14 protein-coding genes are annotated in these 12,415 nt (G+C 42.6%); 7 read left to right on the top strand and 7 right to left on the bottom strand.

Features of this window, described 5'->3' with window-relative positions; genetic code table 11:
* Nucleotides 1-138 precede the first annotated feature (138 nt).
* Nucleotides 139-801 carry a response regulator transcription factor gene (locus tag ABID99_RS20140; protein WP_373614932.1) on the top strand — a complete coding sequence of 221 codons (663 nt, stop codon included), beginning with the start codon at nucleotides 139-141 and terminating at the stop codon, nucleotides 799-801.
* 98 nt (nucleotides 802-899) lie between these two features.
* Here the strand turns inward: ABID99_RS20140 and ABID99_RS20145 are convergent, their stop codons facing one another.
* From ABID99_RS20145 to ubiE, 6 genes are all read right to left on the bottom strand, one after another.
* Nucleotides 900-1,562, bottom strand: a complete 663-nt coding sequence (locus ABID99_RS20145; protein WP_373614933.1) for a CBS domain-containing protein — start codon at nucleotides 1,560-1,562, stop codon at nucleotides 900-902.
* The gene (locus ABID99_RS20150) at nucleotides 1,563-2,336 is read right to left on the bottom strand and encodes an alpha/beta fold hydrolase (RefSeq protein WP_091172581.1); all 774 of its coding nucleotides are present in this window, start codon (nucleotides 2,334-2,336) and stop codon (nucleotides 1,563-1,565) included.
* Nucleotides 2,337-2,553: 217 nt separating this feature from the next.
* Nucleotides 2,554-3,003 (bottom strand): GatB/YqeY domain-containing protein, encoded by a 450-nt coding sequence (locus ABID99_RS20155; protein WP_091172583.1) that lies wholly within the window; start codon nucleotides 3,001-3,003, stop codon nucleotides 2,554-2,556.
* 161 nt (nucleotides 3,004-3,164) lie between these two features.
* Nucleotides 3,165-3,923, bottom strand: a complete 759-nt coding sequence (locus tag ABID99_RS20160) for an SDR family oxidoreductase (protein ID WP_373614934.1) — start codon at nucleotides 3,921-3,923, stop codon at nucleotides 3,165-3,167.
* A gap of 175 nt (nucleotides 3,924-4,098) precedes the next feature.
* A complete protein-coding gene (locus ABID99_RS20165; RefSeq protein ID WP_373614935.1) occupies nucleotides 4,099-4,833 on the bottom strand; it encodes an outer membrane beta-barrel protein in 735 nt (244 codons plus the stop codon).
* The gene (ubiE, locus tag ABID99_RS20170; protein ID WP_175490059.1) at nucleotides 4,830-5,561 is read right to left on the bottom strand and encodes a bifunctional demethylmenaquinone methyltransferase/2-methoxy-6-polyprenyl-1,4-benzoquinol methylase UbiE; all 732 of its coding nucleotides are present in this window, start codon (nucleotides 5,559-5,561) and stop codon (nucleotides 4,830-4,832) included. Before ubiE ends, ABID99_RS20165 begins: the two co-directional genes overlap by 4 nt.
* Before the next feature lie 358 nt (nucleotides 5,562-5,919).
* On the opposite strand from ubiE, the gene ABID99_RS20175 reads away from it, so the two are divergent.
* Nucleotides 5,920-7,290 (top strand): Gfo/Idh/MocA family protein, encoded by a 1,371-nt coding sequence (locus ABID99_RS20175; RefSeq protein ID WP_090531940.1) that lies wholly within the window; start codon nucleotides 5,920-5,922, stop codon nucleotides 7,288-7,290.
* Between the two features lie 23 nt (nucleotides 7,291-7,313).
* Nucleotides 7,314-8,051, top strand: coding sequence for a DUF1080 domain-containing protein (locus ABID99_RS20180; protein WP_373614936.1), 738 nt, complete (start codon nucleotides 7,314-7,316; stop codon nucleotides 8,049-8,051).
* A gap of 224 nt (nucleotides 8,052-8,275) precedes the next feature.
* Here ABID99_RS20180 and ABID99_RS20185 read toward each other — a convergent pair whose 3' ends face one another.
* Complete coding sequence (locus ABID99_RS20185) at nucleotides 8,276-8,764, bottom strand: VOC family protein (protein ID WP_354486563.1); 489 nt, start codon at nucleotides 8,762-8,764, stop codon at nucleotides 8,276-8,278.
* Between the two features lie 295 nt (nucleotides 8,765-9,059).
* Between ABID99_RS20185 and yihA the strand changes: the two genes are divergently transcribed.
* The 4 genes from yihA (at nucleotide 9,060) to ABID99_RS20205 (ending at nucleotide 12,232) form a co-directional block, all read left to right on the top strand.
* Nucleotides 9,060-9,701: a ribosome biogenesis GTP-binding protein YihA/YsxC gene (gene yihA / locus ABID99_RS20190; RefSeq protein WP_373614937.1), complete on the top strand. Its 642-nt coding sequence runs from the start codon at nucleotides 9,060-9,062 to the stop codon at nucleotides 9,699-9,701.
* On the top strand, nucleotides 9,698-10,552 hold the full coding sequence (locus ABID99_RS20195; protein ID WP_373614938.1) for a UbiA-like polyprenyltransferase: 855 nt from the start codon (nucleotides 9,698-9,700) through the stop codon (nucleotides 10,550-10,552). Before yihA ends, ABID99_RS20195 begins: the two co-directional genes overlap by 4 nt.
* Nucleotides 10,540-11,145: a Crp/Fnr family transcriptional regulator gene (locus ABID99_RS20200; RefSeq protein ID WP_373614939.1), complete on the top strand. Its 606-nt coding sequence runs from the start codon at nucleotides 10,540-10,542 to the stop codon at nucleotides 11,143-11,145. Before ABID99_RS20195 ends, ABID99_RS20200 begins: the two co-directional genes overlap by 13 nt.
* 160 nt (nucleotides 11,146-11,305) lie before the next feature.
* Complete coding sequence (locus ABID99_RS20205; RefSeq protein WP_373614940.1) at nucleotides 11,306-12,232, top strand: NAD-dependent epimerase/dehydratase family protein; 927 nt, start codon at nucleotides 11,306-11,308, stop codon at nucleotides 12,230-12,232.
* Nucleotides 12,233-12,415 lie beyond the last annotated feature (183 nt).

Raw genomic sequence — 12,415 nt, forward strand, 5'->3', positions numbered from 1 at the left:
TTGTGCACAATTGTTTGCTTATATTTCCTAATAAAGCCATTTTAATTGCTTTAACAGATAAATAACTTCAAAGTAAAATAATTAAGTTTAACTATTTTGGCCTACCTTACCAATATTTAAACAACGGTTATTTTATTGATGGATAAAACTTTTACCCAAAAACTATCGGATATACAGTCAATAGCTGATGACCTTCCTTCTGCATTAATAATTCATGAGGTTGAAACGCTGCAGATAGTGTATATGAACAGTGTAGGCCTCGATATACTGGGTACCACGCTCGGCGAACTGCAGGCCATGGGCCCTGAAACATATCACCTGAAATATTTTAACACTGAAGACAGCGACGAGTACGTACCTAAAATTCTGCACCTGATAAAAAGCAAAACACAGGAGCAGGTATCCTACTTTCAGCAGGTACGTGTACCTGATAACCCGGAGTGGCAATTGTTTGTGAGCAATACCAAGGTTTTTGCACGCAATGAAGCAGGCGATGCTACATACATGCTAACTATAGCCAGCAAGCTTGATCCTGTGCATCATATCACCACCAAGGTAAACAGGCTTATGAATGAGATCGCTTTTTTACGCCATAATAACCTGTTATTTTTAACACTTACCCGGCGCGAAAAAGAAATTCTGAAATATATTGCCATGGGTATGAGTTCGGCAGAGATCAGCGCGAAGCTGTTCATTGCCCCGGCTACGGCCGAAACGCACCGTAAAAACATCAAGAACAAACTGCACCTGAAAAATAATTATGATGCAGTGATGTTTGCGCAGGCTTATAATTTGGTTTAAGGTCCCAAGTCGGAAGTTCTGAGCCTTAAGTCAGTAGTTTAAATTGTGCGAAAAAGTCATGCACAGCCGACTCAAGGCTTCGGACTAATGACTTAATACTACAAATTAAGGTAATTCATGAGCGAATCATACCTATCTCGGGTGGTATCGTTGATATCGGTATGATTAAAGGTAGCTTTGATATCATACTCATACCGAAGAAAGCTGGCAGTTATGGCCGAAATATCCTGCTTGTTAACCTTAAGGGTAACTTCCATCCGGGTTGAATCGGGAAAGGACTGAACATAGGAGCTCAGGATCTGCGCATTGTCCGATTCAACTATCTGCGCCATGTGCGCAAGCGAATTATTTTTATTGTTGATCTCCAGTACAATAATGCCTCCCGGTTGGGATACTGAAGTTATTTTTGCGAAATATTCTGTAATGGCGTTAATAGATATCAACCCAAGATAATTGCTTTTAGCGTCAAGCACCGGTACAATGGTAAGCTGCTGCTCATAAAACAGCCGGATAACATCATAAATATGCTGATCTTCCAGCACGTAGGGATTAACCAACGAAAGGGCCAGCGCACCTATGGACGTTTGATAATCACTTTCGGCTATCAGGTCATCCTCGGCAAGCAAACCTAAAAACTGCTCTTCATTTACAATAGGCAAATGCCTGAGGCGAAACTCAATCATTCGGTCAAGCACTTTCTGAATGGTGTCAGAAGTGTGTACCGGCGGTATTGAGTCAGCTATCAGGTCAAGTGCTATCATCTATGCATTTACTTTGGTTTCTAATTTAGCTAAAAACTGTTTAAGTAAAGTATTAAATTCTTCAGGGTGCTCCATCATAGGGGCGTGTCCGCATTTATCAATCCAATGAAGTTCCGAATCGGGCAGCAGTTCATGAAATTCAACAGCTACCTCGGGCGGGGTGATCTTGTCATTTCGTCCCCATATCAAAGATACCGGGATAGTGATCTTATGCAGATCTTTTTTCATATTATGCCTGATGGCTGATTTTGCCATGGCCAGCAAGCGGATCACCTTATGCCTGTCGTTAATGGTCTGAAAAACATCAAGCACCAACTCATCGGTGGCAATAGCCGGATCGTAAAATGTAAATTGCACTTTTTCGCGCACAAAATCTATACTCTCCCTGCGCGGGAAAGAGCCGCCGAAAGCATTTTCATATAAGCCTGAGCTACCGGTTAAAACAAGGGCTTTTATGTTTTCGGGATGCGTGGTTAAATAAACCAGTGCCACATGCCCGCCAAGCGAGTTACCCAATAAGGTAATATTGCTGAGCTTTTTAAACTTTATAAACTTATGTACAAATTTCGATAAACTTTTTACCCCGGTACTGATCAGCGGCATGTCATAAACAGGCAGCATAGGGATAATAACCCTGTATTTTGATTTAAACTCATTAATAACACCATCCCAATTGCTCAGTGCCCCCATTAAACCATGCAGCAGTAACAGCACCTCTCCTTCGCCCTCATCGATGTAACTAAAACCGTGTTCCTCTTTAAGCACGAACTCCATATAAAATATTAAAAATTAATTTTTCAAACTTATCTTATACCAAAATCGCTTTCAGTACAAATTCCTGTTATTCCGCTGTAAAATTAGTTTATTACGAACGACATTTAGCAAGTATAGTAATTATTTACCAATGTAGTAATGTTAAGCTTTTATTAAATAAGATTAACATTAACACAACATTACGCAAAAAGCGCTGTACTAATTAAATGGTAAAAGCTTAACCCAATAACTGTTTAACCACCTCTGATATTGTTTTACCGTCAGCCTTGCCCGCAAGCTCTTTACTGGCCATACCCATTACGCGGCCCATATCTTTTACGGATGTAGCGCCTATCCTGCCAATAAGCTCTTCAAGGTAGCCTTCAATTTCAAACTTGCTCATTTGTTGCGGAAGATATTCTTCAATAACCAGCATTTCGGCTATTTCCACCTGGTACAGGTCGTCGCGGTTTTGCTCCTTATAAATATCGGCCGATTCCTTACGCTGTTTTACCAGCTTTTGCAATACTTTAATTTCAGCATCCTCGGTTAGTTCATCGGCAGCACCTTTTTCGGTTTTAGCCAAAAGCAATGCCGATTTGATGGCACGCAACCCCTGTAAACGATCTGCCTGCTTGGCAAGCATGGCCAGTTTAATGTCCTGGTCTATTTGTGTAATTAATGACATATGTTTTATGTTAGTCCGGAAGTCCGATGTCGGAAAGTCCGGAAGTTTTTCGTTTTAGTCCGGAAATCCGATGTCCGAAAGTCCGAAGGATTTGTTTGGTTAATAAAGCAGCCTTGTCTTACTTTCGGACTTTACTGACTTTCCGACTTCAGACTTCCCCTCTACCCCCTAAATATCGTACCTGCGTTAGCTTGTGCCGTAGGCATGATCACGAGGTCGTTAATATTAACATGTGCCGGTCGTGATGCAATGAACCAGATGGTTTCGGCCACATCTTCGGCCACCAATGGTTTAAAACCATCATAAACTTTTTTGGCCCTTTCCTTATCACCCTTAAAGCGCACCTCCGAAAACTCGGTTTCCACAGCCCCCGGATGTATCGCCGTTACCTTAATGCCATGAGGTAAAAGGTCAATCCGCATACCTTTATTTAAAGCATCAACTGCATGTTTGGTAGCGCAATATACATTTCCATTGGCATAAACTTCCTTACCGGCAATCGAACCAAGATTTATAATGTGTCCCTTACCATTTTCTATCATCCAGTTTGATACTACGCGACTTACATACAGCAGACCTTTAATATTAGTATCAATCATGATTTCCCAATCATCAATGCTGCCTTTTTGAATGGGGTCAAGCCCCTGGCTTAAACCTGCATTGTTAACCAATACAGTTACTTTCTTCCATTCGGCCGGCAAAGCTTCCAGGCTGTTGATGGTATCTTCGCGGTTACGCACATCAAATGACGAAACCGCAACCTCTACGTTATACTTATCATTCAGGTGTTTGGCCAGTTTCTCTAACCTGTTTAACCGGCGGCCGGTTAATACCAGGTCATAGCCTTCACGGGCAAAAACGTGTGCGCATGCCTCGCCAATGCCGGCGGTAGCTCCTGTAATTAAGGCAATCTTACTCATAGGTATTGATAACTATAAACAGCGAAATTATGTTTTTTACTTTAAAATATTGTCGGTTGGGAGTAAGGATGTTTTTTGAAAGGGAGGATTTTACTCACCCCAATATCGGGTTGAAAACGCAAGTCTATTTTACGCTCTCATTATAAATGAGCGCGAGATTTAGGAAAATTACATTCTACTCAAAAATCAAACTAAACATAATGGTACGTAAGCCCAACCTGCTGAGGGGCGCCGAATAAGGGTTATACTCGCGCATCAGTACGTTGCCTAATGAATTGGAGATCTTAATCTCGGGCGAAAGCTTAAAAAATTCAAAATAAATATCACAACCCACGCCCGCCTCATACGAGGCGAAGCCACCTACGTTTTTAACCAGCTTCTCTGAAAGGTCAAGATTGGCATCCGCGTTTTTCTTAGAGCCTATGGACTGGGTATATTTCAGGCCGCCTACAACATAAGCCCTGAAATCGCCCAGCCTGTCTGATTTTAATTTCAATTGCAGGAGAATGTCAACCGAAGTGGTTTGTATTTTTTTATCCACATCTTCCGAGGGATCGACATAAGAATAATGCAAAACCCTGTCGGCAAAAATTAATGAAGGTGTGGTGCGTACCTCAAGGTGCTCAGTGATCCTGTACCGGGTCAAAAAACCTACTCCGAAAGCCGGTGAACTTTTTGAGCTGATCCTGTTAAGCGGCCCTTTAACCTGCACACCGTTCTCATCTAAAAACGCGTTGCGAAAATTGGGTTGATTGACGATCTTAAAATCGGTGCTTACATACGTGAAACTGAAGCCAAAGCTCAGATCCTGCTGATCGGCACCGCCACCCCATGCAGGTACATGCTGAGCAAACAATAAATTGCTGCTAAAAATAAGTACAACTACAAGCAGGTAACGGTTTATAATCATTTAATACCGGTGTATATTGAACAGATACCAAACGTTAAAGGCCGGCATTTGGTATTCTTAAAGCCTACTTTATCCATCAAACCCACAAAAGCCCGCCCATCAGGAAAAGCAGCTACCGACTCGGGCAAATAGCTGTACGCCCTTGCATCTTTGCTAAACAATTTACCAATCCCCGGGGTAATATAGCTGAAGTAAAAATTATACAACTGCTTTACCGGGAATACTTTAGGCTTTGAAAACTCAAGCACCACCACCTTCCCTCCGGGTTTTAGCACCCGGATTATATCAGCAAGGCCTTTTTCCAGGTTTTCAAAATTACGTACACCGTAGGCAACCGTAACAGCGTCAAACTCCGCGCCCTCAAACGGCAGTTTTTCCGAATCGCCAAGTTTTACAGCAAATTTATCGCTTAAACCCCGTTTTGCTATTTTTTGCTCCGCGATGTCAAGCATCCCCCTTGAAATATCTACACCAATAATTTTTTCAGGTTTCAGGATAGATAAAGCCTCAAAAGCAAAATCGCCGGTACCGGTAGCAACATCAAGTATCAGTTTGGGTTTATCCTTCTTTAATTCGTTAATGGCCTTTTTACGCCAGATGATATCAATACCAAGCGACATGAAATGGTTAAGGAAATCATAGGTTTTTGATATATTGTTGAACATATCTGCCACCTGTTCTTTTTTGGTAGCCTGCTCGTCATGGTACGGTGTTATGGTTTTGCTCATCGCGGGCAAAGATAATGATTGTATACCGAATGCATTAACACTAACACGGGTGAAAAACGAATACTGAAACAGGGCTGACAAGTTAACTCACCCCGACTTCGCTACGCTCGCCACCCCTCTCTGCTTCGCAAAGAGGGGATTTTAATTTATATATTTTCTTACCCTCTTTATCCGAAGGATAGAGGATGGTGGCCCAACGCAGCGCAGGCCAAATGGACCACCTATGCGTTACGCTGTAACTAAACCGATTTTATATTACTACAATTATGAAAATGTTAAGTCAATTCATTATTTTTAAAAACCAATTTCAGCCGGCACACTCCGGCAAATCACATTTAAAATTTGTTTCCTTATCCTTATGAAAGACGAACAAGAATCCTCGCGCCGCAGTTTTATTAAAAAACTAACCACTGCAACCGCGGCCGTAGCTGCCGGATCGGGCCTCTTAGCCAGCCAAAGCCAGGCCAAATCTTTTTCCATCCAAAAACGCCTCATCGGCAACAGTCCTAACGACCAGGTAAACATCGCCCTCATTGGCGCCGGTGGTATGGGTACCCAGGATACCATCACCGCCCTGCAGGTGCCCGGTGTTAAACTGGTAGCCGTATGCGATTTGTATGACGGTCGCTTAAAAGATGCTAAAACCCGCTGGGGAGCCGACATTTTTACTACCCGGGTTTACAAAGAGATCCTGAACCGTAAAGACATTGACGCTGTAATCATTGCCACACCTGATCACTGGCACCAGCAAATTTCTGTTGATGCCATGCACGCCGGTAAACATGTATATTGCGAAAAACCGATGGTGCACGCCATTACCGAAGGGCCGGCGGTGATCAAAGCGCAAAAAGAAACAGGAATGATATTCCAGGTAGGCAGCCAGGGGGTATCATCATTAGGCAATGAAAAAGCACATGAGCTGTTAAAAAGCGGAGCTATCGGCGAATTAAACTACGCCGAAGGTTTCTGGGCCCGTCGCGCGCCGCTTGAGGTTTGGCAATACCCCATCCCTGAAGATGCCTCACCCCAAACTGTTGATTGGGAAACTTATATCAGCAATACCAAAAAGCGTCCGTTTGATGAAAAACGCTTTTTCCGCTGGAGAAACTATACTGATTATGGCACCGGCATGGCGGGCGACCTTTTTGTTCACCTTTTTTCAAGCCTGCATTTTATAACCGATTCAGTTGGCCCTAATAAAATTTATGCATCCGGCGGCTTACGTTTCTGGAATGATGGCCGCGAAGTACCTGATGTACTTTTAGGCACTTTTGATTACGGCAAAACGCAGGCTCATCCAGCCTTTAATCTTTCCTTACGTTGCAACTTCGTGGATGGCACCAGCGGTACCACTTATCTTAAACTGGTAGGCAGCGAAGGCTCAATGGATATAACATGGGATAAAGTGACGCTTAAACGCAATAAAGTGATGGACTCTGATGATCCATTCTATCTTGATAAACTCAAAAAAGCAGGCAGCGGTTATGCCGAACGCAAAAAAATGCTACCGCCCGAAGAGATCACGTATGATGCCGAAAAAGGATACAAAGGTGGGCCATATGATCATATGGTGAACTTTTTTACGGCTATCCGCAATAAAGGCAAGGTAACTGAAGATGCGATATTTGGCTATCGTGCGGCAGCCCCTGCCCTGCTGTGTAATGACAGCTATTACAATAACAGCCCCATGTTCTGGGATCCGGAAAAAATGCAGGTTGTCAAAAAATAACAGATCACAGCAAATACCTTATTATGAAACAACAGTTTAAAAAATTGGGTTTGGCACTGGCTGCTGCAGGCTTAGTTTGCGTACAAACGTCAGGGATTCCGGTTCATAACGCTAAACTTCCTAAACAAGCTACTCCTGCAAAAGGTACCTGGATAAATTTATTTGATGGCAAAACACTAAAAGGCTGGCATGGCTTTAATAAAAAAGGTCCGGTAAAAAACTGGACTATTATTGATGGTGCCCTGGTTTGTCTTGGAGCAGCGCAGGGTGATACCGGCGGTGATATAGTAACCGATAAAGCTTATACCAATTTTGAGCTTTCATGGGAATGGAAGATAGAAAAAGGCAGTAACAGCGGTGTAATATACCATGTGGTTGAAGATCCAAAATACCATGGCCCCTATGAAACCGGCCCCGAATACCAGATCATTGACGATACAGGCTGGCCCGAAAAACTGGAAGACTGGCAAAAAACTGGCTGTGATTATGCCATGTACCTGCCAAACGCTTCAAAAAAGGTAGCCCCGGTTGGCACCTGGAACACCAGTAAAATTATTTTCAATAACGGACATGTTGAACACTGGCTAAACGGCAAAAAGATTTTAGCTTTTGAAGCCTGGACCAGCGACTGGAAAAGGAAAAAAGCCGAAGGTAAATGGAAAGATTACCCCGACTATGGCAACGCCAAAACCGGGTTGATCGCACTGCAGGACCATGGGCATAAAGCTTATTTCAGGAGCATTAAAATAAAGGAATTATAATATTTATAATTTTTTGCTTCGTACCTTCGCGCAACAGTTTTATCTTTATCAAAAAACTCATTGGGGGTACGAAGCAATCCTTAACAGCAGGCAACCATGCAATATCGCCGGCAGAGGACTGCTTCGCCGTTCCGCCTCCCAATGACCGGGAAAGATGAATTATCTTTTTAATCCCCCGTTGAATATATAACCCTCAATGAGTTTTTTTGTTTGCTTCTTATCTGTTAATTAGCCAGTTGCAGTAAATTTTCTATATCCAGCCTGCGGGTAAACATGGTCAAATTCCCTTCCTGATCTACAGGCCATTGTTCTTTGGGGCGATCCCAGTAGAGCTCAACCCCGTTTTGATCGGGATCGTTAAGATAGATGGCTTCAGATACACCATGATCAGATGCTCCTGTAATATTGTAACGGGCATCAATCAGCCTTTTAAGTATAATGGCCAGGTCTTTTCTTTCGGGATATAAGATGGCAGTATGGTATAAGCCCGGTGCGTATTCCGGGGCCGGTGAAGCGCCTTTGCTATGCCAGGTATTTAAGCCAATATGATGGTGATAACCACCTGCAGATATAAATGCAGCCTGATCGCCGTACATCACCATTTTTTCAAAGCCTAACAAACCACAGTAAAAATCAAGAGATTTTTGCAGGTCGCTTACTTTTAAATGTACGTGACCAATGCGAGTTTGGGCGGGTATTTTATAATTGTTCATGTTGTTTCTTGTTGGAAGGTTAAAATGTTGTAAAGTTGGAATGTTGCCTACAAACATCATCAACTGTCACAAATTTAAGCTATTTTAATCCGGACCGTGTCGGCGACATGTAAAATATGTTTAAACATCTATTTTTATTAATTTTGATTCAGTTTCAAACCTGAAGCACTACGCTGGCTTGAACAAAACATTACAACCATCAACAATCTAATAACATTTCAACTTTAAAACATTACAACTTTATAACAACAAATCCGACTTTATAACATCCAAAACAAAACCCTACCTTTGCAGAATGATCGTAAAATCGGCCGAATTTATTTGCAGCAACAGCCAGGTAAGCAAGTTACCTCCACCCGTTAAAGCGGAGTACGCTTTCATCGGGCGCTCAAATGTGGGCAAATCATCCCTTATCAATACATTAACCGGTAAAAAGGGCCTTGCCAAAACGTCGCAAACTCCCGGCAAAACGCAACTGATCAATCATTTCCTGATCAACGAGAGCTGGTACATTGTCGATTTACCCGGTTATGGCTATGCCCGCGCATCAAAAACGGAAAAAGCCAAATGGGATAAGTTCATCCATACTTACCTTGACGAACGCGAAAGCTTGCAATGCGTAATGGTGCTGATTGATAGTCGCCTCGAGCCACAAAAGATCGACCTTGAATTTTGCAACTGGCTTGGCGAAAAAGGCCTTTCATTTGTGCTGGTATTTACCAAAGTCGATAAACAATCGAACATTAAAACCGATCAAACTATTGCCCGGTTTAAAAAAGCCCTGTTGGCTACATTTGATGAAATGCCACAGTTTTTTATCACATCGTCAGAAACACAGCAAGGCCGCGAAGAGATACTTGAGTTTATTGATGCAGTAAATCAAAATTTTGAAGTACCGCAGTTTTTTAGTTCCCCTCTTGAGAATAATAAACAATGAAAAAATACTTATCCTTAGTAACATTCGCTCATACCATTTTTGCCATGCCGTTTGCATTTATCGGCTTCTTTTTGGCAGTAACTACCACCCAATATCATTTCGACTGGCTAAAGCTGGTTTTGATGGTTTTATGTATGGTATTTGCCCGTAATTCGGCAATGGCCTTTAACCGCTACCTTGACAGGGATATTGACATTCAAAACCCACGTACCAAACAGCGCGATATCCCAGCCGGCCGGATCAGCCCAAAAGCTGCTTTAACATTTGTTATTATCAACTGCCTGCTGTTTATTACAGCTACCTGGTTCATCAACAGGCTTTGTTTCTTTTTATCGCCGGTAGCTTTATTTGTGGTAATGGGCTACAGCGCAACTAAACGTTTTACCGCGCTCTGCCATCTGGTATTAGGATTGGGTTTATCGCTTGCTCCTATCGGTGCTTACTTAGTGGTTACCGGTCAGTTTGCTATTACACCCATATTCTTTTCACTATCCGTACTTTGCTGGGTAAGCGGCTTTGATATTATTTACGCCCTGCAGGATGAAGATTTTGACCGAAGCCAAAACCTGCACTCTATCCCGGCGTATTTAGGTAAAGTGAACGCCTTAAGACTATCTACCTTTTTACATATGCTTTCGGCTGTTTTTATCATGATGCCCGCATTTGAAACTCAGGTAGGCTTCCTGTACTACATTGGTATCGCGTTCTTTTGCGCCATGCTTGTTTACCAGCACCTGCTTGTAAAACCAAACGACCTGAGCCGCGTTAACTTTGCTTTTATGACTACCAATGGCATTGCCAGCGTAGTATTTGCTGTATTGTTTTTGCTCGACAGGATATGGATTCACTAAAGGCCATTAACAAGTTTCGGGAGTGTTTTGAGAGATATGTTCCGCTTACCGACGACGAGTGGCAGGCTTTATCGCAATACCTAACGGTAGATGCCTTAAAAAAGAAAAGGTTTTATGTAGAGGCCGGTAAAGTGTGCGATCACATCGGCCTGGTAGTAAAAGGATCCGTACGCTATTATCATGTTAAAGACGGCGAGGAAATAACCGGCTATTTCAGCTTTGAGGATGAAATGCTAAGCTCATACAAAAGTTTCCTTACCCGCACCCCGGCTGCAAACTATATCCAGGCACTTGAAGATTCGGTAATCGTAAATTTAAGCCACAAAAACTTACAACAAGCGTGCATGAATGAGCTGCTCGGTTTTAAGATGGAGCGTTTTGGAAGATTAACAGCCGAACACTATCTCATCTGTTACGAAGAACGTATTACTTCCTTTATCACCCAATCGCCCGAAGAACGTTATGCCGATCTTTTACAAACAGGTGGCGAAGCCTTATACCGCATCCCCCAGCATTATATTGCCAATTATTTAGGGATCACTCCGGTTTCGCTTTCGCGGATCAGGAGAAGGATCATGAAAATAAGCGCTTAAACCTCACCCCTGCCCTCTCCAAAGGAGAGGGAGTAAAGGCATAAATTTTAAAGTCCTCTCCTTTGGAGAGGATTTAGGAGAGGTGAAATTCCTTATCTTTTGTTAACGTTTTGATTTACAAAGGCAGCCTACCTTTGTAATACACAAAACGAAAAAGATCATGCATACTATATTAGGAGCCGGCGGTCCGGTAGCAAACATCCTCACCAAAGAATTAATCAACCATAACGAAACCATCCGTTTAGTTAGCCGCAAACCGGTTAACACAAATAATAATGATAAAGTAACCTGGCAAAAAGCCGACTTGCTCAATTACGATGAAGTACTGTCGGCAGCAAAAGGATCGACAGTAATTTATCTCGTTGCCGGCCTGGTTTATGATAAAGACATCTGGCGGGCGCAATGGCCGGTGATCATGCAGAATGTGATCAATGTTACCAAAGCCACCGGTGCCCGTTTAATATTTTTTGATAACGTTTACATGTACGGACTGGTTAACGGCTCCATGACCGAAGATACCCCGTATAAACCCAGCAGCGTTAAAGGCGAAATAAGAGCGGGCATCGCCGAAATGCTCATGAATGAAGTTAAAGCCGGCAATATCAACGCAACCATAGCCCGCGCATCTGATTTTTATGGCGCCCCGGTCAACAGCTTTATTGATATGATGGTGCTTAGCAATTACGCCAAAAAACAAAACGCGCAATGGATAGGCAATCCGGATTGTAAACACAATTTTATTTATGTGCCCGATGCAGGTAAAGCTATGTTCATGCTTGGTCAAAATCCCAATAGCGGCAACCAGATTTGGCACCTCCCTACCCCGCCGGCCATCACCGGTAAACAGTTTTTGGCTATAGCCGCCGGGGTTTATAAAGTTGAACCAAAATATACACGCGTTAATAAAGTTATGCTGTGGCTGTTCGGTTTATTTAAAAAGGTGGTAATGGGTACAGTGGAGATGTATTACCAGTACGATCACGATTATATTTTCGATAGCAGCAAATTTGAGAAAGCGTTCAACTTTAAACCAACAAGCTACGAGGATGCGATAACTGAGATATCGAAAACGCTTCATAAAGGGTGAGTCCGAAAGTCCGAAAGTTGTTTTTTTGTCGGCAAGTCCGATGTCAGCAAGTCCGAAGTCAAGATGTAACTTTCGGGCTTTTTTAATAGGAATATCTTCTTTTTAATTCCAACTTACGGACTTTTCCGACTTGCGGACTTACGGACTAAATACGCATATTTGCATATCTGCACATCTAAAAAC

It is taken from the genome of Mucilaginibacter sp. OAE612 (genome assembly GCF_041806395.1).
Lineage (GTDB): Bacteria > Bacteroidota > Bacteroidia > Sphingobacteriales > Sphingobacteriaceae > Mucilaginibacter > Mucilaginibacter rubeus.